Source organism: Brevibacillus composti (assembly GCF_016406105.1).
GTDB lineage: Bacteria > Bacillota > Bacilli > Brevibacillales > Brevibacillaceae > Brevibacillus > Brevibacillus composti.
Genome location: NZ_CP066308.1, coordinates 1,976,475 through 2,002,583 on the forward strand (window position 1 = coordinate 1,976,475; position 26,109 = coordinate 2,002,583).

The following is a 26,109-nucleotide window of genomic DNA, read 5'->3' on the forward strand; positions in this document are numbered from 1 at the left end:
ATGCAGACAACCGTATTTGAACAGCTGGGAGAGACGGTCTACCATGAGACGCTGCCAAACGGCCTGGCTGTCTATCTGGTTCCCAAACAGGGCTTCAGCAAGACCTATGCCGTGTTCACGACGAGGTACGGCTCCATCGACAGCCATTTTCGCTTGAAAAGCGGGGAAGAAGTTCATGTGCCGGACGGCATCGCCCACTTTCTGGAGCACAAGATGTTCGAGAAAAAAGAGATGGATGTGATGCATGAATTCAGCCGGAACGGGGCATCCTGCAATGCCTTTACCAGCTTTAACCGGACGGCCTATCTTTTCTCCTGCACCGACAATCTGGACCGCAACCTGAATCTGCTTTTAAACTACGTGCAGGAACCGTACTTTACCGATGCCAGCGTCGAGAAGGAAAAAGGCATCATCGGCCAGGAAATCACCATGTACGACGACAATCCGGACTGGAAAGTGTACATGAATCTGCTCAAGGCGATGTACCAAAAGTTTCCGATCAAGATTGAAATCGCCGGGACGATCGAATCCATCTCCCACATCACCAAGGAGTATCTGTATCAATGCTATGAGACCTTCTACCACCCGGGCAACATGGTGCTTCTCGTCGTCGGTTCCTTCGACCCGGAAACGGTGATGAAGTGGGTCCGGGACAATCAGGCGGCCAAGGAGTTTCCGCCCACGCCCAAAATCGAGCGGCTGTTCCCAGAGGAGCCGGCCCCTGTCGCCGAGAGTCGCGTGGAAGCCAATCTGGCGGTAGGCCTGCCCAAATGCTTGATCGGCTTCAAAGAAAAAACGAACGGATTGACGGGCGAAGCCTTGTTAAAGCGGGAGTTGACCACTAAACTGGTATTGGACATCGCGTTTGGCACCAGTTCGGCTCTCTACCAGAAGTGGTACGGGTCCGGGCTGATTACGGAGAGCTTTGACTTTGACTACAGCGGCGAGAAGGAATACGGGTACTCGATCATCGGCGGCGACACGCCTGATCCTGACAAACTGGTAGCCGAGGTGCAGCAAGGCATCGGCGAGCTGATGCAACGCGGCATCGACCAGCAGGATTTCGAGCGGGCCAAACGGAAGAAGATCGGCCTATTCCTGCGCTCGCTCAATTCCGTCGAGTTTATCGCCAATCAGTTCACCAGCTACAAGTTTAATGGGACGGAGCTGTTCTCCGTGGTGCCGGCGCTGGAGTCGATCACCCGCGAAGAGGTAGAAGCGCGCATGAGGGAGCATTTTCTAACCGAGCAAATGTCTGTTTCCATTGTTCGTTCCGCTTCGCCACAGGAGTAGTGAAATCTGATGCACAGCAATTTGCCTCCCTGGGCCTTGGTCACCGGGGCCTCCGGCGAGATTGGCGGAGCGATCAGCCTGTCGCTCGCCGAGAAGGGAATACCGTTGTACCTGCATTACCACCAATCCCCGCACCGGATCGAGCCGATTCTGCAGGCCTGCCGGGAAAGAGGGGTACCCGCATACGCCCTGCAAGCGGATCTGCGCGATACGGAGCAGATCGCGGCGATGTTTGGCGCGATGCTTACGCCGCCGCTGCTCGTCGTCAACAATGCCTCGATCGATCACGTCGGTCTCTTTGCCGACGTGTCGCCGGGGCAATTTGACGAGCTGCTGGCCGCCAATGTCCGCTCCGCCTTTTTTGTGACGCAGCACGCTCTGCCTGCGATGCTGCGCGAGCGGTTTGGGCGGATCGTCAATCTCTCTTCCCTCTGGGGCGTGACCGGGGCCTCCTGCGAGGTTCTGTACTCGCTCAGCAAGGGAGCGATCAACGCATTCACCAAAGCGCTGGCCAAAGAGCTGGGGCCAAACGGGATCACGGTCAATGCTGTCGCTCCCGGCGCCGTGCAGGGCGGGATGATGAACCGCTTCGGTCCGGAGGAAATCGCCATGCTGACGAGCGAGATCCCGGCGGGGCGGCTGGGGACGCCGCAGGAAATAGCCGCCGTCGTCCGCTTTCTGCTCTCGACCGAGGCGAGCTATGTCACCGGACAGATCATCAGTCCCAATGGCGGCTGGTATACGTAGGAGATGAATATTTTCCCCCTCTTGTTGGAACTCTACCAAATGTGACGGTCAGAAAGAGGACCGCAATGTACAGGAGGAGGGATCATTCATGTCGATTCTTGACAATTTTCGTGATTGGAAAGAGTTTCTCGGCGAACGCGTAGAGCAGGCCAAACAAGCAGGGATGGAAAGCGACACTATGGAGAATGTCGCTTACCAGATCGGGGGCTATCTGTCTGAGCAGGTGGATCCAAAGAACGATCAGGAGCGCCTGCTGAAGCAGCTCTGGGACGCTGGCGACGAGGAGCAGAAGCGCGCGCTGGCCTCGCTGATGGTGAAGCTGGTCCAAGACCCCAATAATATTAACCGCGGCAATTAAAAAAGAGGTTTTCTTGTCCCAAATCCCCGACTTTTGGGGATTTTTCTTTTCCAACGTTGTCGAATATTTGGAACGTGTTATACTACTTAGGAAGAGGAATTTTTGTGTCGGAGAGGATCGGACATGGACATGCAAAAAGAGTGGTACTTGGAATACGAGATCGCAAAAAACCGCCCGGGTCTCCTGGGAGATGTGTCATCGATTCTGGGCATGCTCGGCATTAACATCGTCACCATCAATGGCGTCGACGACTTGCGCAGGGGCATGCTGCTGACGACGGATGATGATGATAAAATCGAAGTTGTGCGCAATGTTATCCAAAAGATGGACAAGATAACCATAACGCGGCTGCGGCCGCCTACGATGCTCGACCGCCTGGCCGTTCGCCATGGCCGGTACATCGAACGGGACAGCGAGGAGAAAAGAACGTTTCGCTTCGTCAGAGACGAGCTGGGCTTGCTCGTCGATTTTATGGCCGAGATACTCAAGCGGGAAGGTCATCAACTGATCGGGATTCGGGGCATGCCCCGCGTCGGCAAGACAGAGTCGATGATCGCGGCCAGCGTGTCCGCCAACAAGCGCTGGACCTTTCTCTCTTCCACTCTCTTGCGGCAAACGGTGCGCAATTCGCTGGCCGTTGATGAGATGTCAGCGGATCATGTATATTTAATTGACGGGATTGTCTCGACGATGCGGGCGACGGAGCAGCACCATTCGCTTTTGCGCGAAGTGATGGGCTATTCTGCCGCGAAAATCATTGAGCATCCCGATATCTTCGTCCGGGAATCCGAATACCAACTGTCCGACTTTCATTATATTATCGAACTGCGTCATCATCCCGATGAGGAAATTACATACGAACTGATTAACAATCGCGGGTTTGATCACTTTGACATGACATAAATGAAGGAGGGTAAGCTGTGTCAGAGCTAGGTCAAGTGCTACAAAGGGCTCGGGAGGAAAAAGGAATCACGCTCGACGATATCCAGCGAACCACAAAAATTCAACGGCGGTATCTGGAAGCCATTGAAAGGGGTCACTTCCACCTGCTGCCGGGCCATTTTTACGCTCGTGCCTTCATAAAAAGCTACGCGGAAGCGGTGGGGTTGGATCCCGCCCACATTATGAGCCATTTTCAGTCGGACCTGCCAGCCCAACCTCCGCAGGAACAGGTCGAAAGACTCCGCCGCCGGCGCGTCGCTACCACCAGCAATCCGCTGCAGGCAGGCAGGTGGGTCACCAAGACATTGCTGGTCTTGTTTATCGCGCTGATTTTCGGAGTCACCTACATCGCCTTCGTAAACAGCGACAGCTTTACGACAGAGCCCGTCCCCGGCAGCAATATAAATCCTGGGGCCGAAGTCGCCAATCCGGGCCAAGGCGGGGCACCTTCTCAGGTGACGCCTCCTCCGCAAGCGCAAACCCCCAATCCGCCTCCGGCTGCCCCACAGTCTCCTGCCAATCCGGCGGGGCAATCGCCTGTGGTACCCGATGCGGCCGCCACTCAATCTGTACTGACTTTTGAATCGCAGCAGGGCTCCCTGTACAAGTACAACCTGGCGGGCGGAGAGAAAATCATGGTGAAGATCAAGGCCGTCAGCAGCGACTGCTGGTACGGGGCGGCTGAGAAGCAGGTGAAGAACTTCCCGAAGCAGGGGACTTTGAAAAAAGGCGAGGAAGTCGAGCTGGAGCTCGGAAAAACGGCATACATTCGCCTGGGCAAACCGATGGCCGTCGAGGTCACCGTCAACGGGGTGCCAGTAGACACGTCCACATTGAAATTCATGCCATCCAATGTCAGCATCACGCTGGCTCAGACGGCAGCGCAATAGGCAAGCATCGGCTTGCCTTTTTGTGTGCGGTTCAACTTTGACACCCCGTCGCGGCATATATTATACTGTATAGGTGTAATCTGGGCTGGTGTGACCAATTGGAGGAAAATTAGCATGACAGAGAAGGTAGGCTCACGAGAAAAAGTTGCGATCGTAACATTGGGCTGTGAGAAGAATCTCGTCGATTCGGATATGATGGCTCATTTGATAGATGAGAAAGGCTACGAGCTGGTCGACAATCCTGAGGAAGCGACCGTCGTTATTGTCAATACCTGCGGATTCATTGATGCGGCCAAGGAAGAATCGGTGAACAAGATTCTGGACATGGCGGAGCTGAAGGATTCCGGCAAGCTGAAATCGCTTGTAGTGGCAGGCTGTCTCACGCAACGGTACAAAGAGGATATCCTGAATGAGATTCCTGAGGTGGACGGCATTGTCGGCACAGGCGATTTTATGTCTATCACCGGCATTATCGAGGAATCGCTTGCAGGCAAGCGTCCTGTCTACGTGGGCAATCCCGTTTTTACCTACGAAGAAGTTGTAAAAAGAAAAGTGAAATCCGGTACCTATTCCGCCTATCTGAAAATTGCCGAAGGCTGCGACAACGCCTGTACCTTTTGCAGTATTCCGATCATGCGCGGAGGATTTCGCAGCCGGACAATCGAATCTATCGTGGAAGAGGCCAAACATTTGGCCGAGCAGGGAATTGTGGAGATCAGTCTGATTGCACAGGACTCTACGAATTACGGTACGGATATTTACGGCGGCAAGCACATGCTGCCTGAGCTGCTGAACCGCTTGGCTGAAGTAGAAGGAATCCAGTGGCTCCGCCTCCATTACGCTTATCCCGGCTTTTTCACGGACGAGCTGATCGAAGTGTTTGCCACCAACCCGAAAGTATGCAAGTACGTGGATATGCCCCTGCAGCACTCCGAGGATCATATCCTCAAAAAAATGCGCCGCCCAGGCCGCCAGCGGGATTCACGCGAGCTGCTTTTGAAAATCCGCTCCCAAGTGCCGGATGTGGCTCTAAGAACCTCTTTGATCGTCGGATTCCCGGGCGAAACTGAAGAGGATTTTGAACGTCTGTGCGAGTTTGTGAAGGACGTCCGCTTTGATCGGTTGGGCGTGTTTACCTACTCCAATGAAGACGACACGGCAGCGACCCGGCTCCCGGACCACGTCGATGAAGAGACAAAGGAAAAGCGCGCCAATATCCTGATGGAAATCCAGCGGGAGATTGCCGCAGAGCGGAATGGACGCTTTGTCGGCCGCGAACTGGATGTGCTGATCGAGCGTTACGAAGGGCGCAACGATATTTACGTTGGCCGCACGCAGTACGATGCCCCGGAGATTGACGGTGAGGTATTTGTCACGGGCTATCAAGGAGAACTGGGCAAAATCGTGAAGGTCAGAATTACACACTCCTATGAATACGACTTGGCCGGGGAGGTAGTCTAGGTGAATCTCGCCAACCGCATCACTATTGCCAGAATATTACTGGTGCCTGTAGTCATGTTTTTCCTGCTGGTGCGTTACAATATCGGAAGTTTTACCATCGGCAGCCTGACGATGACCTACAACGAGCTGATTGCGGCATTGGTATTTATCCTAGCGGCCAGTACGGATGGTCTTGACGGCTACATCGCCCGTAAAAAAAAGATTGTCACCAACCTCGGGAAGTTCTTGGATCCCTTAGCTGACAAACTGCTGATTTCCGCAGCCCTGATTTCTCTCGTCGAAATGCAGAGGCTGGAGGCTTGGATCGCCATCATTATCATCAGTCGGGAATTTGCTGTGACCGGGCTTCGCCTGGTGGCGGCCGCTGAGGGACAGGTCATTTCTGCCAGTGCCTTGGGCAAACTAAAAACATGGGTCCAGATCGTTGCGATTACAGCGGTGATCATCCGCAACTTTCCCTTTGCATTTTTCGGGATCCCCTTTGATACAGTCGCGATCTGGGCGATGGTGATTATTACGCTGTACTCTGGCTATGACTACTTTGCCAAGAATCGCAATGTCATCCAATACTCGTAGACGAACGGGTATTGGACTTCTTTTTCAATCCTCTAAAGAGAGTGGATGAGAGGCATGAAAGCGGAGATTATTGCTGTAGGGACAGAGCTTCTGCTGGGACAAATCGCCAACACGAACGCGCAGTTTTTATCGCAAAAGCTGGCGGAGATTGGCATCGGCGTCTATTTCCACACGGTTGTGGGCGATAACGCCGAACGTCTGATGCGGACCATCGAGCTGGCGGCAAGCCGTTCGGATCTGATTATTTTTTCCGGCGGATTGGGTCCGACGCAGGATGATCTGACCAAGGAAACGGTGGCATCGTACATCGGCGCCGGATTGGTGACAGACCGGGTGGCGATGGATCGGATCGAGGCGTTTTTTCACCAGAGGGGCACGGTGATGACGCAAAATAATCGCAAGCAAGCGCTCGTCTTTGACCGTGGAGACGTATTCCCGAACGATACGGGGATGGCTCCGGGTATGGCCGCCGAGCACGAGGGCCGCACCTTTGTCCTCTTGCCCGGTCCCCCGAGCGAGCTGTATCCGATGGTGGAGCGGTACGTCATGCCTTACCTGATCAATCTGTTGCCAGAGCGGCAGGTGTTTCACTCCCATGTCCTCCGTTTTTACGGAATTGGCGAGTCGGCCCTGGAAGAGCGGCTGCTGGATCTGATCGAAGGGCAGGATAATCCGACGATCGCCCCTTACGCCAAAGAATTCGAGGTCACGCTTCGCATTACGGCTCGGGCCAAAACCATGCAGGAAGCGGAAGAGCTGATCGCTCCGGTGGAGTCTGAGATCCGAAACCGGCTCGGAGCGTATATCTATGCGGAGGGAGAGACCTCTCTGCATGAAGTGCTGGTGGACGAACTGGCACAGTCAGGGCGGACCATTGCCTGCGCCGAGAGCTGCACAGGCGGAAGGACAGCTTCTCTGATCACTTCCGTGCCCGGCAGCTCGGCTGTCATGCGCGGAGGCATCGTCTGCTACACCAACGAGGCAAAGCACGATCTGGTCGGCATCCCGCAAGAGGTATTGGACAGCGCGGGAGCGATCAGCGAAGAAACAGCCCGTCTGCTCGCCGAGAACATTCGGCAGAAGCTGGGGGCTTCCTGCGGAATTTCCGTCACGGGCGTCGCAGGGCCTGATCCTTCCGAAGGAAAACCGGTGGGACTTGTTTACATCGGCGTGGCAGTCGAAGGATTGCCGACCGTCGTAAAGGAAGTCCGGCTGGCTGGCAGCAGACATGCGATTGTGAGTCGCGCTGCCAAATTTGCTTTATTCTACGCGCTTCAGCGACTAAAGAAAGGTGAACGTATATGACGATTTTTTCCGATTTTCCTTTACATAAAAATATTGTGCAGGCCATCTATGACATGGGCTTTGAAGAGCCGTCGCCGATTCAGGCAGCTTGCATCCCGAAGGTCCTGGAAGGGGGAGACCTGATCGGTCAAGCCCAGACGGGTACGGGAAAAACAGCCGCATTCGGAATTCCGCTGATTGAAAAGGTAACCACGGCAAATCGCGTCCAGGCGATTGTCCTCACGCCTACGCGCGAGCTGGCAATCCAGGTGGCAGGCGAGCTCTTGCGCATCTCCAAATACAAAAAAATCCGCACCATGCCGATTTACGGCGGTCAATCCATCGGCCATCAAATCCGCGCCCTTCGTCAAGGAGTCCAGGTGATTGTCGGTACGCCGGGCCGCGTGCTCGACCATCTGCGCCGCAAAACGCTCAAGCTGGATCACGTACATACGCTCGTCTTGGATGAAGCGGATGAGATGCTGGACATGGGCTTTGTGGACGACATCGAAACGATCATCAATCACATCCCCGAAGAAAGACAAACCCTGCTCTTCTCCGCGACCATGCCGCCGGAAATTAAGCGGCTGGCAAACCGCTATATGAAACAGCCGGAGACGATCGCAGTCAGCCGCGAGGAAGTAACCGCCCCGCTGATTGAACAGGTGTACTACAAGGTGTTCGAACGCAATAAAGTAGAGAGCCTCTGCCGGATTCTCGACAGCGAGGACGTCGAGCTGGGCATCATCTTCTGCCGCACCAAGCGCGGCGTAGACGAGCTGACCGAAGTCCTGCAGGCACGCGGCTATCTCGCGGACGGGCTGCACGGAGATCTCTCCCAGGCACAGCGCGACAAAGTCATGGGCGCCTTCCGCGAGGGCTCGATCGAATTCTTGATCGCCACAGACGTAGCTGCTCGCGGAATCGATGTGGGCAACGTCTCCCACGTCATCAACTACGACATTCCGCAGGACTCCGAGAGCTACGTGCACCGCATCGGACGCACGGGCCGCGCCGGACGCAAAGGGATTGCCATGACACTGGTAACCCCGCGCGAAATGAGACAGATGATGTTCATCCAGAAGCAGACAAAAGCGGAGGTCGTCTCCCGCAACGTTCCGTCGCTGGAGGAAGTGGCCGAGCGCAAGCAGGAGCAATTGAAGGAACAGCTGGTTGCGCTGCTGGAAAATGACACGATAGCCGATATGTACGCCAAGGTAGCGGAGTCCCTGGTCGGCCAGTTCCCGGCTGAGAAGGTGGCGGCAGCAGCCCTGCACCTCGCATTCCACAGCGAAATCGGCGAGACCGAAGAGACCGACGTGTACGACTTCGGCGAAACCGGCGCCGCCAAAGGAATGGTCCGTTTCTTCCTGAACGTGGGCCGCAACGCCAATGTGCGTCCGCAGGACCTGGTGCGGGAAATTTCCGAGACCGTCGGAATTCCGGGCAAGGCGGTAGGCCGCATCGATATCTTCGAGAACTTCACGTTTGTGGAAGTGCCGGAAGATGTGGCGCCATTTGTCTACGAATCCCTCCGCCAGACCCGTATCAACGGCAAGCGGATCAATCTCGAACCGGCAAAACCGCGTGGCAAGCGCTCCTGATCGGGCTGCTGCGCGGTTGGTAAAACATGGCTACGCCAAGCCCGTTGGCGAGGCGAAGCCATGTTTGCACCTATGTCGATCGGATAATTTTAGAAAATCCTGCCGACCGAGAAAACCACCTGGCTCCGCCAACTGGAGCAGGTGGTTTTTCCATGCGAATATTTGTTCGCAAAAAATACTTGGCAAACTCTTCTGTCTCGATGTATGATGAAGACAAGAAAACAATAGTCACGTTTTGAAAGGGAGTGTCGTTTTTGTCAGATCGTCGCGCCGCTTTGGAAAGTGCATTGCGTCAAATAGAAAAACAGTTTGGCAAGGGTTCCATCATGAAGCTGGGGGAGATGGCGAACGTCCAGGTTTCTACCGTATCCACCGGTGCTCTCGCTATAGATATCGCCCTTGGAGTGGGAGGATTCCCACGCGGTCGAATCGTAGAAATTTACGGACCGGAGTCTTCCGGTAAGACGACGGTTGCTCTCCACGCGATTGCAGAGGTGCAGCGTCAGGGCGGACAGGCCGCATTCATCGACGCGGAGCATGCGCTCGACCCCGTCTACGCATCCAAGCTGGGCGTAAACATCGAGGAACTGCTTCTGTCCCAGCCGGATACCGGCGAACAAGCGTTGGAAATCGCGGAGGCGCTGGTTCGTTCCGGCGCAGTCGACATTATCGTCGTGGACTCTGTAGCGGCACTCGTGCCAAAAGCCGAGATCGAAGGCGAGATGGGCGACTCCCACGTGGGGCTGCAGGCCCGTCTGATGTCCCAAGCGCTGCGCAAGCTCTCCGGCGCGATCAATAAATCGAAGACCATCGCGATCTTCATTAACCAGCTGCGCGAAAAGGTAGGCGTCATGTTCGGTAACCCGGAGACCACACCGGGCGGACGAGCGCTGAAGTTCTACGCCAGCGTGCGTCTCGATGTGCGCAAGGCTGAATCGATTAAAGTGGGCAATGATGTGATCGGCAGCAAGACCAAGGTAAAAGTCGTCAAAAACAAAGTGGCGCCTCCGTTCAAGACTGCAGAGGTAGACATCATGTACGGCGAAGGGATTTCCAAAGAGGGCAGCATTCTGGATATCGGCGCAGAGATTGATGTGGTGCAAAAGAGCGGTGCGTGGTATTCTTTCAATGACGAGCGTCTGGGTCAGGGACGTGAAAATGCGAAGATCTTCCTGAAGGAAAACCCGGCTATCGCAGCACAAATCGAAGCGAAAGTACGTGAATACTACAGTCTCAATCCGGGCTCGATTCCAGCTACCGAGCCGGTCGAAGATCCGGAGCAAGACGAAGAGCCGATGTTTGATCTGGAGTAAGCAAAACGAGCGGCAGCCTGTCTGGTGACAGGCTGTTCCTGTTTTACGAGAGGGGCGAAGCACGATGAAGAGCGGCCGGATTACCGCTGTTCACCGCGATACGAAGAACAAGCATCGCTATCATTTTTACATCGGGGATGAGCTCGTGTTTTCGGTCCACGAAGACATCCTGGTGAAATACCAGCTGATGAAAGGGACGGAAATCGATCAGGCCTTTTTGCAGGAAGTGCTTTTAGCCGAAGAGGAGCACCGTGCCTACTTGCTCGCGCTCCGCTATCTCGGCATCCGGCCCCGCACCTCCAAGCAGATCGCATCCTATCTGAAAGAAAAGGGGTATCCGCAGGAGATTGCCGAGACGATCGTAAGCCGCTGCCAGCAGATGGGGTATCTGGATGATCAGGCCTTTGCCCGGCAATGGGTAAGCGAGCGGATGCGCCTCAAACAGCGGAGCCCGCTCATGCTGAAGATGGAGCTGCAGCAGCGCGGAATCGACAAAGACTTGGCGGAACATGCCTTGCGCGGCGTGACGAGTGAGGATGAGCTGAGTGCCGCCCGTGTGCTTGTCGAGAAAAAGCTGCGCCGCCACACGGGCGAGCTGGATCGGAATGAAGAGCAAAAAATCCTCGCTATGCTCTATCGAAAGGGATTCTCGCAATCGGTGATCCAAGCCATCCGCCGGGAGCTTGGCAGTTATGGAAGGTCCTGAAAACGGTAGCATTTGCATGTTCTTGACAATTCTTGTTCACAAATAATAAAATAGATGTGTATTTACTAGCTGTTTCATACCTTTTCGCTGATTTGATCGCTCGTACCCTGTGAACAACTGAAGACCCGTATGGTACAGTACGGATTCAGCGGACCGAGTAAAATCGGTCCTGTTTTTTAGCTTTGGATAGAGCGACAAGCGCAGCAGTTACACCGTGAATAACGAAAGCTTGGAAAGCGGGGAGATGTCTTACCACAAGGAGGTGAAACAAGAGAGCCTATGAGTATGTTAGCGAATCCTATTATCATGATGATTGTGCTCGTAGCCGTGCTGCTTGTCGGATTTGCTATTGGCTACTTTATTCGCAAATCGATCGCGGAAGCGAAGATCTCCAGTGCCGAAGAAGCGGCAAAGCAGATCGTAGAGGAAGCCAAACGAGACGCAGAAGCCGTCAAGAAGGAAAAAGTTCTGGAAGCCAAGGATGAAGTGTTTAAACTTCGTTCCGAAGCGGAGACGGAACTGCGCGAGCGGCGCAATGAAATCCAACGCCAGGAACGCCGGATCTTGCAAAAGGAAGAGGCGCTGGATCGGAAGATGGAACAGCTGGAGCGCAAAGAGGAAGAACTGGCTGAGCGCGACAGAACCATTGCGGACATGCAAAGCAAGGTGGAGCACTTATATAAAGAGCAGGTTGCTGAGTTGGAGCGTATCTCCGGATTGACACAGGATGAAGCGAAAACCATCATCTTGACCGAAGTAGAGCAGACGGTTCGCCATGAGATGGCTGTCATGATCAAAGAGATCGAGACCCAGGCCAAGGAAGAGGCGGACAAGCGCGCTCGCGAAATTATTACGACCTCGATTCAGCGTTGTGCAGCAGACCATGTGGCGGAGACTACCGTATCCGTCGTCACGCTGCCAAACGACGAGATGAAAGGAAGAATTATCGGTCGGGAAGGACGCAACATTCGGGCCCTGGAGACGCTTACCGGTATTGATCTGATCATCGATGATACACCTGAAGCAGTGATTCTCTCAGGCTTTGATCCGATTCGGAGGGAGATTGCTAAAACCGCTCTGGACAAGCTGGTGGCAGACGGACGGATTCACCCGGCCCGCATCGAGGAAATGGTGGAAAAAGCTCGTCGTGAAGTGGATGAGCGCATCCGTGAATACGGAGAGCAGGCCACCTTTGAAACAGGCGTACACGGCCTCCATCCGGATCTGATCAAGATTCTGGGACGCCTGCGCTACCGGACCAGCTACGGTCAGAATGTGTTGAAGCACTCGATGGAAGTAGCTCATCTCGCCGGTCTGATGGCAGCGGAATTGAAAGAAGACGTGAAGCTTGCAAAACGCGCCGGTCTTCTGCACGATATCGGAAAAGCGATCGACCACGAAGTGGAAGGGTCACATGTGGAGATTGGAGTCGAGCTCGCCAAGAAGTACAACGAACATCCTGTTGTCGTCAACAGTATCGCCTCTCACCACGGGGATACCGAGCCAACATCGGTTATCGCGATGCTGGTTGGAGCAGCGGACGCTCTGTCTGCCGCGCGCCCCGGTGCACGCCGCGAAACACTGGAAACCTACATCAGACGTTTGGAAAAGCTGGAGGAAATCTCCGAGTCGTTCGACGGGGTAGAGAAATCGTACGCCATTCAGGCAGGGCGCGAGATTCGCGTCATGGTGCAGCCTGACAAGATCGACGATGCGGAAGCCACTCGTCTGGCCCGCGACATTACGAAGCGAATTGAAAATGAACTCGACTATCCGGGTCATATCAAAGTAACGGTAATCCGTGAAACCAGGGCAGTTGAGTATGCAAAGTAAAGTGGCCATTGGTCACTTTACTTTTTTGTTTTCGCCGCCATTTCGCTCAGTCTCGGGCACTTATCCGAAATTGCTCCGCTGAGCATTGGCCATAGGCGGCTTCCTTTTTCTGTCTGAGCAAAAGAAGTGATATACTATACAACGAGGTGAAGACCAAAATGAAGCTGCTATTTATCGGAGACATCATGGGCTCTCCCGGGAGAGAGATCGTGAAAACCTATCTGCCGCTGTTAAAAAGAAAGTACCAACCTACTTACCTGGTGGTGAACGGAGAAAATGCCGCTCACGGCCGAGGCATTACGGAAAAAATAGTGAAGGAGCTGTTTGAGTCGGGCGTGCATGCCATTACGCTCGGCAACCACACCTGGGACAACAAAGAGATCTTTGATTTTATCGATGATGAGCCGCGCCTGATTCGGCCCGCCAATTTCCCGCAAGGCTCGCCAGGCAGCGGCATTACGTATATCAAGCAGGCGGAGGGGGAGCTGGCCGTCATCAATCTGCAGGGGCGTACGTTTTTGCCGCCGCTCGATTGCCCCTTTCAAATTGCAGACAAACTGGTGGAGCAGGCGCGGAAGCGGACCAAGTATATCTTCGTTGATTTTCACGCCGAAGCGACATCGGAAAAGCAGGCGATGGCCTGGTATCTGGATGGAAGGGTCAGTGCTGTCGTCGGGACGCATACTCATGTGCAGACGGCCGACGAACGCATCCTCCCGCAAGGCACCGGCTTTCTCTGCGACGTCGGGATGTGCGGGCCGATGAACGGCATTCTCGGGATGGATCGGGAAGCGGTGATCAAGAAATTCCGAACGCAGCTCCCCGTTCGTTTTGAGGTGGCGGATGGTCCTGCCCAGCTCAACGCGGTGTTGATCACGCTTGACAAAGCGAGCGGCCACGCAAGGAAGCTGGAGCGCATTCGAATTGACGCCGACCATCCGTTTATGGAATAATAGAAGGAGATTTGAATTTTTCGAATATTTACCTCGCAGTTGCAGGAATTTTTAGGGGTTATGCGAATATCATTCTAATGATGACAGGATTCCTATCAGACGGGAGGTTCAAAAGGATGGAAGTATTAAAAGTTTCAGCAAAGTCTAACCCCAACTCCGTTGCTGGTGCTCTTGCTGGTGTGCTTCGCGAACGCGGAGCGGCTGAGATTCAGGCCATCGGCGCTGGAGCACTTAACCAAGCTGTCAAAGCCGTAGCTATCGCACGAGGGTTCGTAGCGCCGAGTGGAGTTGACCTCATTTGTATTCCAGCCTTTACCGACATCGTAATTGATGGAGAAGAACGCACAGCCATCAAGCTGATCGTAGAGCCCAGATAAATTCCAACCGAACCTGTCTTGAACTGCCTGTTTGTTCGTAGAATAAACAGGTTTTTTTCGTGGACACAGAAGACGATACAGGGATTTTTACATAAAAGGAGAATGAAATATGAGAGTTTTTGATGCGCACTGTGACGTATTGGCCAAGCTGTGGGAGAAGCCGTCCCTGGATTTCTATCAGGGCGCGCCGGAACTTCAGGCCAGTTTTCCGGAGCTGGAAAAAGGGAATGTAGATATACAGGTGCTCGCTTGCTACGTTCCCAGTCATGTGCCCTTCGGCCGCCGATTCCAGGCGGTGCTGGAGATGCTGGACCTCTTTCACGAGCGCGTGGCGAGCGAGAGATTCCGCCCAATACTTGGCCGCGCCGATTTAGAGGATTGTGTATTAAAGGGGACCAAAGGGGCTATTCTGTTTGTAGAAGGGGCGCATGCTTTAGAAGAAAGTCTCGTACAGCTCCGAACCTGGCATCGTCTGGGACTCAGGGGGATGACCTTGACCTGGAATCACGGCAATGCCGTAGCGGCCGGCTGCCATGAGCCGCATCCCGGCGGCCTTACGATGTTCGGTAGAAAAGTAGTCGAAGAGATGAATCGCCTCGGGATGATGATTGACGTGTCTCACATAGCCGAGCCCGGCTTTTGGGACACCCTGGAGCTCTCGAAAGATCCGGTGATCGCTTCCCATTCCAATGTACGCCGGCTTTGTGACCATCCGCGCAATTTGACGGATGAACAGATCGCCGCCTTGATTGCCAAGGGCGGTGTGATGGGTCTTACCTTTGTGGACTTTTTCGTCACCGCAGAAAAGCGTACAGTCTGGATTGACGATTTGCTGAAGCATCTGGACCATGTATGCGCCCTGGGAGGCGTCGATCATATTGCGTTCGGGTCGGATTTCGACGGGATCACGGATACCTTCGGAGACTTGGCTCGTGCAGGCGACTACGACCATTTGGTCAACGCTTTGCTGAAGCGTTATAAAGAGGCGGAAGTGCAGAAATTTATGCATGAAAACTGGTTGCGTGTTTTCCGAAACGTGCTACAATAGTCAATGAGAACATTAATGTACCAAGTTCAAAATTTTATTCAGGCCAAAGTTAAGTTGAGTAAAAGCACTTGCATTTTTGCATGGGTCGGACTACAATTGGTACAGTCTATGCAGATTTTTGTCACATCTTATCGGAACCAGTCGGGTAAGGTGGGGCAGCTTTTTCTCACAGTCACTGAAGGGGTGGAATTTGAATGATTAGTCAACTTTCCTGGAAAGTTGGAGGACAGCAAGGGGAGGGTATCGAGAGTACCGGAGAAATCTTCTCGATGGCAATGAACCGGATGGGATACCATCTGTATAGCTATCGCCACTTCTCTTCCCGGATTAAGGGTGGACACACTAACAACAAAATTCGTGTGAGCACCAAACCTATGCGCGCAATCTCTGACGATCTGGACATCCTCGTCGCTTTTGACCAGGAGACCATCGATTTCAACGCTCATGAGCTGCGCGAAGGCGGTATCATCATTGCGGACGCAAAATTCAACCCGAAACTGCCAGAAGGTCTGAAGCCGGTACGGTTCCTGACTGTTCCGCTGACCGAAATTGCAGACGAGTTGGGCACGTCCTTGATGAAAAACATGGTGTCTATCGGTGCGTCCAGCGCGATCCTCGGCATTCCAGCGGAAAGCTATCGCAACATTGTTGAAGATATGTTCCTCCGTAAAGGCGAAAAAGTCGTCGAGAAAAATATGGAGGCGATTCGCCGCGGATTTGACTTTGTCAACGAATTGACTGGTGGACAACTCCCTGAATTCCAACTGGAGAAGGCTGAAGGTCAAAAACAGCTGTTCTTGATCGGGAACGATGCGATTGCACTGGGTGCAGTAGCCGCTGGTTGCCGTTTCATGCCGGCTTACCCGATTACCCCTGCTTCCGAAATTATGGAATATCTTATTAAAAAACTGCCGAAATTCGGCGGTACGGTAATTCAAACGGAGGATGAAATTGCTGCGATCACCATGGCGATTGGCGCTGGCTTTGGCGGCGTTCGTTCCATGACGGCATCTGCTGGTCCTGGTCTCTCCCTGATGATGGAAGCAATCGGCCTCGCAGGTATTACCGAAACACCGGTTGTGATCGTGGACACCCAGCGTGGCGGTCCTTCTACCGGTATGCCTACCAAACAAGAACAATCCGATGTAAACGCGATGATCTACGGTACGCACGGGGATATCCCGAAAGTGGTGATCGCTCCGAGCACAGTAGAAGAATGCTTCTACGATACTGTGGAAGCGTTTAATATCGCCGAAGAATATCAGCTCCCGGTTATCCTGATGACCGACCTGACGCTCTCTTTGGGCAAACAAACCGTTGACCCATTTGACTATAGCAAGGTCGATATCCGCCGCGGAAAACTGCTGGCTGGACAAGAACTGCCGGAAAAAGAGCAAAACGATCTGTTCAAGCGCTATGAAGTAACGGAAGACGGCGTATCTCCGCGCGTCATTCCGGGACAAAAATACGGCTTGCACCATGTTACCGGTGTCGAGCATGACCAGACAGGCCGTCCGTCTGAGAACGCGGCGAACCGTGTCGCTCAAATGGATAAGCGCATGCGCAAACTGGAAGGCGTGCTGAAAAACTTCAAAAACCCGGTGACTGTCGATGCTGCTCATGATGAAGCAGACGTATTGATCGTGGGCATCAACTCCACTATCGGTACCATCCAAGAAGCAAAAGCTCGCCTCGAACAGGAAGGCGTGAAAGTTAACCACGCGCAAATTCGTCTGATCCATCCATTCCCGGCTGATCACATGAAAGCGCTCGTGGAGAAAGCAAAACAAGTGATTGTGGTTGAACACAACGCTCAAGCGCAAGTAACCAATCTGCTCAAGCAGCACGTCGGATCCGCTGAAAAAATCGAATCTGTGCTGAAATACGACGGAAACCCGTTCTTGCCGAAGGAAATCTATAGCGAAGTTAAGGGGCTGATTAAGCATGGCGACTTTGAAAGAGTTTCGCAATAACGTTAAGCCGAACTGGTGCCCGGGCTGTGGAGACTTCTCCGTGCAGGCATCGATTCAACGCGCGGCGGCAAACGTAGGCCTGGAGCCTGAACAATTGGCAGTCGTTTCCGGTATCGGATGCTCCGGACGTATTTCCGGCTACATCAACTGCTACGGCTTCCACGGTGTGCACGGACGCGCTCTTCCTATCGCGCAAGGTCTGAAAATGGCCAATCGCGAGTTGACCGTAATCGCAGCGGGCGGCGACGGTGACGGCTTCGCGATCGGGATGGGCCATACGGTTCACGCGATCCGTCGCAACATGAACATTACCTACATTGTCATGGATAACCAAATCTACGGTCTGACAAAAGGTCAAACCTCCCCGCGTTCCGCGACTGGTTTTGTGACCAAGTCTACGCCGGCTGGCTCGATTGAGTCTGCGATTTCCCCAGTGGAATTGGCTCTCTCTGTTGGCGCCACCTTCGTAGCGCAATCCTTCTCCAGCGACCTGAAAGGATTGACAGAACTGATTGAAATGGGTATCAAGCATGAGGGCTTCTCGCTGATCAACGTATTCAGCCCTTGTGTCACCTATAACAAAGTAAACACCTACGACTGGTTCAAAGAGAACATCGTACCGGTAGACACCATTGAAGGGTATGACCCTCATGACCGCATCAAAGCCATGGCAGCTTCCATGCAGCACAAAGGCCTGTTGACAGGTCTCATCTACCAAAACAAAGAACAAAAATCGTACGAACAATTGGTAACAGGCTTCAAAGAAGAGGCGCTGGCTACCCAAGACATTCGTCTGAGCGAAGAAGACTTTGCCAAATTGGTGGCTGAGTTCGCGTAAGCGCTCTGGATATGCGTACGACGTCAAAAAACCTCTCCCTGGGTGGAGAGGTTTTTTTATGCGTGCGCCCGGCATGGGCGGTAGCTATAGGGTGAAAGTCCTGAACGGGGGTTGGCTGTACCAACCGTTAGCTCAAGGCAAGGGTGTCCGCCGTGAGGCGGAATCTGAAGGAAGCCGGCGGCAAAGTCCCGACCTGAGGTACACAAACCCGATTCGAGGCTGCTGTACTCGGGTGAGCCTGCGCAACAAGGTAAAGCCCTATACAGCCAAGGGGTATAGCAGTATATCGGGCAGGTACATGGGATGAAAGTTACCGCTCTTACCCGGGGAGGTCTGCATGGAATGCCTACTGCTGTTGGCAACCGCCTCCGTGAGGAGGCGCTGAACATGCAGAAGTCAGCAGAGGCCATAGTACCCAATCGGGGACACCCGGTGGGGAAGGGCTGAACATCAAGTCAACACATGTTCCCAACTCCTTTCGATACGATGCAGCGAAGCAGAAATCCAGTTTGGAACTTCCTCTGGATAGCAGGGGTGAAGCCCCGAGGGTACAGAGAAGGGCTGAGCATTGTACGGCAAGACTGGTGACATGTGTGCGGAGAGAGGAGTATCGTTATGGATCTGCTGGAGAAGGTTCTGTCACGGGAGAACCTCACGGCTGCCCTCAAACGGGTCGAAGGCAACAAGGGCGCTCCGGGAATCGACGGTGTTACAACCGAACAACTGCGCGACTACCTTCGCGAGCACTGGGCGACCATTCGGTCGCAGATCGAGGCGGGAACTTATAGACCATCTCCTGTCCGCAGGGTCGAAATCCCGAAACCTGACGGAGGAGTGCGGCTACTAGGTATCCCTACTGTGGTGGATCGCCTGATCCAGCAGGCTATCCTGCAAGTATTGACTCCCGTCTTTGACTCGGATTTCTCCAACTCCAGTTTCGGTTTTCGCCCAGGACGTCGTGCCCACGACGCCGTGCGAAAGGCGAAGCAGTTCATTGAGGAAGGATACCGGTACGTGGTCGACATCGACTTGGAGAAGTTCTTTGATCGAGTGAACCACGACATCTTGATGAGTCGTGTAGCACGGAAGGTGAAGGACAAGCGTCTCCTGAAACTGATCCGTGCTTACCTGCAATCCGGGGTGATGGTCAACGGGGTGTGCGTCACAACGGAGGAGGGCACACCGCAAGGTGGCCCTTTAAGTCCGCTCTTGGCCAATATTCTACTGGATGACTTGGATAAGGAGTTGGAAAAGAGGGGGCACCGTTTCTGCCGTTATGCGGACGATTGCAATATCTATGTACGCACGAAACGCGCGGGGCAACGGGTAAAGGAGAGTGTGGAGCGATACCTGACCAGGGTACTTAAACTCAAGGTAAATCAACAGAAAAGTGCGGTGGATCAGCCGTACAAGCGAAAGTTTCTTGGATTTAGTTTTGTTCCAGGAAAAGAGGCGCGAATACGGCTACATCCCAAATCGATTACCCGGTTGAAAGAACGGATTCGTCAACTGACTAACCCTCATTGGAGCATTTCCATGCAGGAGAGAATCCGGAAACTCAACCAATACCTTATGGGATGGATTGGGTATTTTGCGTTGGCCGAGGCGAAAAAGCACCTGTTGCGAATAGAGGAATGGATTCGCCGAAGGCTCCGGCTCTGTCTGTGGACGCAATGGAAACGAGTTCGAACGCGATATCGCGAACTTCGTTCGCTAGGTCTCTCCCATAATAAAGCACTGGAAATTGCAAACACCCGCAAGGGGGCATGGCGGACAACGAAAACTCCGCATATGCACAAAGCCCTTGGCGTCGCCTACTGGCAACAACAAGGGCTGTTGAGTTTGGTACAGCGATATTTCAAACTTCGTCAAGCTTGATGAACCGCCGTATACCGGACGGTACGTACGGTGGTGTGAGAGGACGGGGGTTAGTCACCCCCTCCTACTCGATAGAGAGGCCTACGCCGGTTTGCGGCGCAACTGCTGGATGGCCAGCATGAGCAAAAAGAGCATGACCAGCTGTCCGAACAACGGATAGAGCAGACGAAGCAGGGGACCAAAGCCGACGAAGCTGATCGCGTAGCCGATGCACAAGATTCCCGCCACGATGGTCTCTCGTTTGAGTCCCGTCGCTTTTTTTACCTGTTCAGATAGCCCGAACACATTGGCAACGAGCGTGGAGAAGATTTCGGAATAGACCAGTACGGCGTAAATCAAAGGAATGCCAGCCCCCAGCCCCTGAAGAAGGGCAATCATGGGCATTTCCGCCTGTCCGACGGAAGGCATGCGCACCAGCATCGCGGAGTAGGAGAGAAGCAGCAGAAGACCCACGCCCACTCCGCCGAGGATTCCGCCCCATACGAGCGGTTTTTCGCTGTCGCTGTGGCGGCCGATCGGCACCAGCACCGCTTGTGTTAGCGCCACGTTTAAGGCAACATAATAGAGGGGAGAGCTGAGCCAGGCGAACGGCTTGTTGATTTCGACGAGAGGTCCCGTTTCCAGCCAGGGCTTGGCGATCAGAAAAACCAGAGCGGTAAAGCCGATCAGCAGCGGGACGAACAAGCTGTTGACGGAGTGGATGGCGCGGAGTCCCTTTTGGGCGACAAAAAAGATCAACAGCATGCTCGCCAAGATGCCGATTTGGGGGGAAAGCCCGAAGGACTCCCAGAAGACCGCCCCGGTAGCGGCGAGCATGACAGAGGTTGTACCAAACAAGACCAGAAGAAGAATCACATGAAAGACGGTGCCGATCGGGCGACCAAACAGATAGGTGCTGAGATCCTGATAGGAATCAGCCTGGATGCGGTAAGAGAGCACCATGACCCGGACGCCCCCCCAACAGAAGAGGACGGTGGCCAAAAGGATGCCGACCAGTCCCTGTGAGCCGTATTGTACGAAGAACTCAACAATCTCTTTTCCGGAAGCAAAACCTGCTCCCACAACCGTACCGATATAGGTAAAGGCAATTTGCAGTGCGGCTTTCCAAGAATGTTGCATGTCAGACCTCCTGTCCCACTTACTCCATCTTATGAGAGGAAGAGATGTGATTATGCACCTTACTGTATTAGGCTTCCAATCGCCCTATCCGGGTCCGCTGGGGGCTACCCCCGGCTATCTGCTTCAGACAGAGGGCACGAACCTGTTGCTCGATTGCGGGAGCGGTGTGCTCTCGCAGCTTGCCCGGCATCTGCCTGTCTACGAGCTGGATGCATTACTGCTCTCCCACTATCATCACGACCATATCGCGGATGTAGGCGTCCTGCAGTACGGGCTGATGGTGCACCAGATATTCGGCCAGCGGGCAAAGGACCGGCCGCTGCCCATCTATGCGCCGGCGGAACCGGCAGGGAAAACTGAGAGTCTCGTCTACCGGGAAGCGACCCGATTCTATCCTGTAGAGGAGGAGAGCCGACTGACGATCGGCGATGTTCAGATCTCTTTTCTCCGGACGGACCATGGCGACGGAGATCCCTGCTATGCGATGAGGCTGGACGCGGCGGGAAAATCGATTGTGTACGGAGCGGACAGCGGCCCAGGGACAGACTGGAGCCGCTTTGCAAGTGAGGTAGATTTGTTTATTTGCGAGGCCACCTATCTGGAGAGAACCAAGCCGGCACAGCCGAACGGGCATCTCAGCGTCAAACAGGCTGCAGCGACAGCGGAGAAGCTCGGCTGCCGGTCGCTTTTGCTGACGCATCTGTTCCACGAGTACCGGGAGGAAGAGGTGCGAGCCGAGGCAGGGGAGTACCGGCACGGCATTTGCCATGTGGCCAAGATCGGTTTGCAGATAGAGGTATAGGAAGAAGCGAGAGGAGAGAAGGAAGTTGTTCCCCAATGTACTAGAAGTAGCAAGGACGCTGATACGCGAGCGGGTATCGCCGGGAGAGACGGTGATTGACGCGACGATGGGCAATGGCAACGACACGATGTTTTTGGCCGGGCTGGTGGGCGGAGAAGGCAAGGTGATCGCCTACGACATCCAGCCGCAAGCGATCGAGAAAACGCGGGAACGCCTGGAGCGGGAAGGATTGCTGGACAGGGTGGAGATGCGGCTGGCCAGCCATGAAGAGATGGAACAGGTATCCGGCTCTGTCGGAGCGATTATGTTTAATCTGGGCTATCTGCCGGGAGGCAATAAAGAAATCACGACGCAAGCGGCCAGTACCGTGCGGGCGATCGAAGCGGGTCTCGCTCTCCTGAAGCCGGGCGGAATCATGACGGTGATGATTTACTGGGGGCATCCTGCCGGTCAGAGGGAAAAGGAAGCCGTCGTCTCTTTTTGCTCGCAGCTGAGCCAAATGGAGTATCTCGTGCTCCACTACCAGTATCTCAACCAGCAGAACCAGGCGCCGTTTTTGCTGGGAATTGAGCGGAGAAGCGGATAAGGGAAAAGAAGCGGCGATTTTCTTTTCCCGGGCAAGCGCATGATCCGACAACCGCGGAAAAAATGTTTACAGATGTCTAATCAAAGCGGTTTGTGTCAGGAGGAAAAATAGGCACGCTCTTCACGGCTGTGATACATACCCTAGGAAGAGGAATGGAGCAAGGGGGTAACACTCCGTGGACAGAGTCGGAATCATGCTGGATTGGAACATCATGCAAAAAGGCATGAACGGAAAAAAATCATATGAACGCTTGCCTTACTACGTCGCGATTGGCAAAGAGCTTGGGCTTCGGCCCGTCTTTTTTCATCCCCGACATGTCCGGTCAAACGGGAAGGTGAAGGGCTATGTTTGGAACGGGAGCCAACTCGTCCCCCAACTGCAGCCGATCCCGCGGGTGATTCACAATCGCGTCTTGACCGGGGACCCGAAATCCCGCAGGGTGATCCAGCAATTGAGCAGAAATCAGCTAGTTTTTAACGGGCTGGTCGTCCGAAACAAATGGAAAGTGCATCAGCTGCTATGGAAAAATCCCAAAGTGCGCGCCTATTTGCCGCATACCGTGACGTACGCCAAGCACCAGCTTCGCCAGTTTCTGGATCGCTACCGGATCGTCTACGTCAAGCCGGCGATCGGCTCGGTCGGGATCGGCGTGGTGCGGATTGAGCGGGATGGCAGCCACTACCGCTTTATCTCGTCCAAGCAGCGGAGCGTATTTTCCCGTTCCCAATTAGAGACGGAATTGTCCAAATGGATCGGGAAAAAGCGGTTTTTGATACAGCAAGGAATCCCGCTCGCCCGCTATGCAGGCAATACCTTTGATATCCGTGTCTCCGTACAGAAGAACCGGGAACGACAGTGGACGGTCAGCGGCATGGTAGCAAAGGTGGCCAATCAGAAAAACAAGCTGAGCAATCTGTCCCGCGGCGGTCATGCGCTTCCGCTTCGTACAGTTTTGCAGGAGATGTTTACGCAGGAGGAGCAGGACGAGATCTGGGGAAAAATCAGCACCGCGGCCATCGAACTGGCCCGGCAGTACGAACGGCATTACCCGTCGCTGGCCGATCTCGGCATGGATATGGGAATCGATGACAAGGGCAATCCCTATCTGATTGAGATCAATGTGCGCGACCAGCGCTACTCGTTTTTCAAGGCGGGGGAAATCGAGATGTTCAAGCAGACCTATCGCCGCCCGCTGGAGTACGCATGGACGCTGCTCAGAGAGGGATTTTCCCATGGCAAAAACCAAGTGCGCCTGCATACGCAGACGATGGCCCCGTCGGTGATGGACTCCTGAAACGGCGGAATGAGCCACAGGTGAACTCCCTGGGAAGCCGGAAGAAACAAAGCCGGCAGGCGAACCATCCAGACGGAATCCGGGACGCCCGCGGGACACTGATGCGCGTCCGCATAGAAAAAGCAGACCTTTCGCTGTTCGCAAGGTCTGCTTTTTCTACTTGATGAGGCGGGCCCTTGGCCCGTTTTTACGTAGCGTCCGATGAGGAGGTTTGCCCTTCCACCGCGGGAAAAGGAAGCTGGCGAAAATGTCGATACACCAGCGCCAGTATGGATTTTCGCGTTAAAATGCCTTGAAAAACGCCGTCGTCATCCTCAATACAGATAAACGGATGGTTGATGGACAGTTCCAACGCTTTCATGAATTCCTCCGAATATTTCATGCGGGCGATTTTGGTTGTCATCACTTCATCCACCGTATAATCAGCCATTTTTTCGTATTCAATTCGTTCCAAGCCCAGGATTTTGTTCATAATCAGGGTCGTACTGACCTGACCATGAAGCCGGTAGGAATGATCCAGTACCGGGATCGCCGAGTAGCCCGATTTGATCAGCACGAGCAGCGCATGCTCCAGAGAATTCCCGAGCTGCACGTGCGCCACCTTCGTCGAGGCAATCACCAGGTCTTTCATTTTTGTATAGAGCATGGGTACATCCAGATTCAAAACAGCATCCACCACCTTTCTTCTCTTTGGCAGAAAAAACGCCTTCTGTGGTTCTCTTCTATGATACCGCATGGCGCTGAGGAAGGGTAGGGCTCTCGATAAAAACAAAGAAGCCCGGCAGGAGCGCCGGGCAAAAATCGAGGTGTGGAACAAAAGTTCCTTGTCTGTAGTATGCACGAATGCGGAAGCCAAAACATTAGGTTTTTGAAGGAAAGAGCCGCGGCAGATTTGCCCTCAAGCGAGCTGCTGAGTCACGGCAGAGCGAACGGCCGAACATATTGCCTCATGAATTGCCGAAAAACTGCCAATCGAACTACCATGTAAATTGTCGTGCGCAAAACGGGCCTGCCTGCTCAGGCACCATGTGTTTTCATATAGACAGGGCGGCGATTTTTTTTACGTCTGCTCCGTTTCCAGGTGGAGAGCTGTGTCTGCTGATACAGGAAAATACAGAGAGGCGGTGTGATCAAAAACATAACCGCCATCAGAACCGGAACCGGCCAATTCAGCCTGAAGATAACATAGCTTTCGAGCAAAAACAGGATTAGCGGATGAACCAGATAAATCGCCATATTTTGTTTGGCCACCTGTGACAGAAAGCCGCCCAGTGCCGGCAGTTTGCTCAGATAACGGGAGAACGGGTAAAAGGCGATCAGGAAACTGGTCGTATACACCAGATAGACCGGGGCGAAAATGTGCAAGCTCTCCTCGTAGCTGGCGTACCCGTACAGATAGCGGGCTGACAACCAACAGGCGATCCCGACAGCGATGATCCAGGCGGGGATCCGCAAGCGCTCCGTCCACTGCCGCCATTTGTCGACGTGAAGGCCGGCATAAGCTCCCAAGGCAAAGGTGAACAGATACATATACACAAAGGTTTGACTATTTACATAGCCGTATTGGATCACAGATAGCAGCGGGTGAGCCGACCAGTCGATTGACCGCTGCGGATCCGTAAAGAGATAGTCAAATAGCAGATAGATACCGTTTTGGATGAGAAACAGGCAGGCGACCATCCAAAAACGGAGGTATTTTTCCACCCAGTCCTTGCAGAGAAAAAAGAGAAGATTCAACTGCAGGTACAGCGGAATGTAATACAAGTGGTAAAAGGCGCTTCCGGTCAGGAGGCTGTGAAAAAAGGGGCCAGCCAGTTCCGCCGGGTCCAAGGTCTGCAGCTTGAAAGCGGTATAGATCGCTGTCCAAATCATATAAGGAATCACGATCACCCGCCAGCGCTTTAGCCAAAAGGCGCGCCAGTCCATTTGCCGATGCCGGTACCAATAAAACAGAAGCATGCCGGTGGCGAAGATGAACAGCGAGCGTCCAAACCTGAGCAATATCAACAGGATAGCCTCGATGTCCGTATTCCACGGATACTCCTCTTGTGTCTGAAGAAAGAAGCCCAGGATATGAATCACCAAGACGGTGGCGGCCCCAAAGACAAAGAGGGCATTCAAATCCTGAAACGTTCCTTTTCGGTCACTACGCATAACTCCTCCTCAATATCTGTCCGCGCTGCGGGACGGGCCAGCGCTGTTTCTGGTTGAGCGAAGGAATGGGAAAGCTCCTG

24 protein-coding genes are annotated in these 26,109 nt (G+C 53.9%); 21 read left to right on the top strand and 3 right to left on the bottom strand.

Translation table 11 applies throughout. The features are described 5' to 3' along the window. From yfmH to ltrA, 18 genes are all read left to right on the top strand, one after another. Positions 1–1,293 carry an EF-P 5-aminopentanol modification-associated protein YfmH gene (gene yfmH, locus JD108_RS10250; protein WP_198829711.1) on the top strand — a complete coding sequence of 431 codons (1,293 nt, stop codon included), beginning with the start codon at positions 1–3 and terminating at the stop codon, positions 1,291–1,293. A 9-nt stretch (positions 1,294–1,302) separates the two neighbouring features. Next, on the top strand, positions 1,303–2,040 hold the full coding sequence (gene ymfI / locus JD108_RS10255; RefSeq protein ID WP_198829712.1) for an elongation factor P 5-aminopentanone reductase: 738 nt from the start codon (positions 1,303–1,305) through the stop codon (positions 2,038–2,040). 88 nt (positions 2,041–2,128) lie between these two features. Then, the gene (locus tag JD108_RS10260; RefSeq protein WP_198829713.1) at positions 2,129–2,398 is read left to right on the top strand and encodes a DUF3243 domain-containing protein; all 270 of its coding nucleotides are present in this window, start codon (positions 2,129–2,131) and stop codon (positions 2,396–2,398) included. Between the two features lie 123 nt (positions 2,399–2,521). Further along, the gene (locus JD108_RS10265; protein ID WP_198829714.1) at positions 2,522–3,301 is read left to right on the top strand and encodes a YmfK family protein; all 780 of its coding nucleotides are present in this window, start codon (positions 2,522–2,524) and stop codon (positions 3,299–3,301) included. Positions 3,302–3,318: 17 nt separating this feature from the next. After that, on the top strand, positions 3,319–4,230 hold the full coding sequence (locus JD108_RS10270) for a helix-turn-helix domain-containing protein (RefSeq protein ID WP_198829715.1): 912 nt from the start codon (positions 3,319–3,321) through the stop codon (positions 4,228–4,230). Between the two features lie 114 nt (positions 4,231–4,344). Then, positions 4,345–5,691, top strand: coding sequence for a 30S ribosomal protein S12 methylthiotransferase RimO (gene rimO / locus JD108_RS10275; RefSeq protein WP_198829716.1), 1,347 nt, complete (start codon positions 4,345–4,347; stop codon positions 5,689–5,691). Then, a complete protein-coding gene (gene pgsA, locus JD108_RS10280; protein ID WP_198829717.1) occupies positions 5,692–6,267 on the top strand; it encodes a CDP-diacylglycerol--glycerol-3-phosphate 3-phosphatidyltransferase in 576 nt (191 codons plus the stop codon). 54 nt (positions 6,268–6,321) lie between these two features. Continuing rightward, the gene (locus JD108_RS10285; RefSeq protein ID WP_198829718.1) at positions 6,322–7,572 is read left to right on the top strand and encodes a competence/damage-inducible protein A; all 1,251 of its coding nucleotides are present in this window, start codon (positions 6,322–6,324) and stop codon (positions 7,570–7,572) included. Then, complete coding sequence (locus tag JD108_RS10290) at positions 7,569–9,155, top strand: DEAD/DEAH box helicase (RefSeq protein ID WP_198829719.1); 1,587 nt, start codon at positions 7,569–7,571, stop codon at positions 9,153–9,155. Before JD108_RS10285 ends, JD108_RS10290 begins: the two co-directional genes overlap by 4 nt. A gap of 254 nt (positions 9,156–9,409) precedes the next feature. After that, entirely contained in the window at positions 9,410–10,468 is a 1,059-nt protein-coding gene (gene recA / locus JD108_RS10295) for a recombinase RecA (RefSeq protein WP_198829720.1), read from the top strand. A 64-nt stretch (positions 10,469–10,532) separates the two neighbouring features. Continuing rightward, positions 10,533–11,174, top strand: coding sequence for a RecX family transcriptional regulator (locus JD108_RS10300; RefSeq protein WP_198829721.1), 642 nt, complete (start codon positions 10,533–10,535; stop codon positions 11,172–11,174). A gap of 285 nt (positions 11,175–11,459) precedes the next feature. Continuing rightward, positions 11,460–13,007 (top strand): ribonuclease Y, encoded by a 1,548-nt coding sequence (gene rny, locus JD108_RS10305; RefSeq protein WP_228728371.1) that lies wholly within the window; start codon positions 11,460–11,462, stop codon positions 13,005–13,007. A gap of 158 nt (positions 13,008–13,165) precedes the next feature. Beyond that, positions 13,166–13,960 carry a TIGR00282 family metallophosphoesterase gene (locus JD108_RS10310; protein WP_198829723.1) on the top strand — a complete coding sequence of 265 codons (795 nt, stop codon included), beginning with the start codon at positions 13,166–13,168 and terminating at the stop codon, positions 13,958–13,960. Positions 13,961–14,076: 116 nt separating this feature from the next. Next, on the top strand, positions 14,077–14,337 hold the full coding sequence (spoVS, locus tag JD108_RS10315) for a stage V sporulation protein SpoVS (RefSeq protein WP_003385776.1): 261 nt from the start codon (positions 14,077–14,079) through the stop codon (positions 14,335–14,337). A gap of 109 nt (positions 14,338–14,446) precedes the next feature. Further along, positions 14,447–15,385, top strand: a complete 939-nt coding sequence (locus JD108_RS10320) for a dipeptidase (protein WP_198829724.1) — start codon at positions 14,447–14,449, stop codon at positions 15,383–15,385. 194 nt (positions 15,386–15,579) lie between these two features. Then, the gene (locus tag JD108_RS10325) at positions 15,580–17,358 is read left to right on the top strand and encodes a 2-oxoacid:acceptor oxidoreductase subunit alpha (protein WP_198829725.1); all 1,779 of its coding nucleotides are present in this window, start codon (positions 15,580–15,582) and stop codon (positions 17,356–17,358) included. Further along, positions 17,330–18,196, top strand: coding sequence for a 2-oxoacid:ferredoxin oxidoreductase subunit beta (locus JD108_RS10330; RefSeq protein WP_198829726.1), 867 nt, complete (start codon positions 17,330–17,332; stop codon positions 18,194–18,196). Before JD108_RS10325 ends, JD108_RS10330 begins: the two co-directional genes overlap by 29 nt. Before the next feature lie 615 nt (positions 18,197–18,811). Next, the gene (gene ltrA, locus JD108_RS10335; RefSeq protein ID WP_198829121.1) at positions 18,812–20,074 is read left to right on the top strand and encodes a group II intron reverse transcriptase/maturase; all 1,263 of its coding nucleotides are present in this window, start codon (positions 18,812–18,814) and stop codon (positions 20,072–20,074) included. An 81-nt stretch (positions 20,075–20,155) separates the two neighbouring features. Here the strand turns inward: ltrA and JD108_RS10340 are convergent, their stop codons facing one another. After that, positions 20,156–21,193 carry a YkvI family membrane protein gene (locus JD108_RS10340; RefSeq protein WP_198829727.1) on the bottom strand — a complete coding sequence of 346 codons (1,038 nt, stop codon included), beginning with the start codon at positions 21,191–21,193 and terminating at the stop codon, positions 20,156–20,158. 52 nt (positions 21,194–21,245) lie between these two features. Between JD108_RS10340 and JD108_RS10345 the strand changes: the two genes are divergently transcribed. From JD108_RS10345 to JD108_RS10355, 3 genes are all read left to right on the top strand, one after another. Continuing rightward, positions 21,246–21,995, top strand: a complete 750-nt coding sequence (locus tag JD108_RS10345) for an MBL fold metallo-hydrolase (RefSeq protein WP_198830066.1) — start codon at positions 21,246–21,248, stop codon at positions 21,993–21,995. Positions 21,996–22,020: 25 nt separating this feature from the next. After that, the gene (locus tag JD108_RS10350) at positions 22,021–22,581 is read left to right on the top strand and encodes a tRNA 5-(aminomethyl)-2-thiouridylate-methyltransferase MnmM (protein WP_198829728.1); all 561 of its coding nucleotides are present in this window, start codon (positions 22,021–22,023) and stop codon (positions 22,579–22,581) included. Between the two features lie 175 nt (positions 22,582–22,756). After that, positions 22,757–23,875 carry a YheC/YheD family endospore coat-associated protein gene (locus JD108_RS10355; protein ID WP_198829729.1) on the top strand — a complete coding sequence of 373 codons (1,119 nt, stop codon included), beginning with the start codon at positions 22,757–22,759 and terminating at the stop codon, positions 23,873–23,875. 187 nt (positions 23,876–24,062) lie between these two features. On the opposite strand, the gene cbpB is transcribed toward JD108_RS10355, so the two are convergent. Next, positions 24,063–24,539 carry a cyclic-di-AMP-binding protein CbpB gene (gene cbpB, locus JD108_RS10360; RefSeq protein ID WP_198829730.1) on the bottom strand — a complete coding sequence of 159 codons (477 nt, stop codon included), beginning with the start codon at positions 24,537–24,539 and terminating at the stop codon, positions 24,063–24,065. A gap of 353 nt (positions 24,540–24,892) precedes the next feature. Then, complete coding sequence (locus JD108_RS10365) at positions 24,893–26,029, bottom strand: acyltransferase (RefSeq protein WP_198829731.1); 1,137 nt, start codon at positions 26,027–26,029, stop codon at positions 24,893–24,895. Positions 26,030–26,109: the final 80 nt, after the last annotated feature.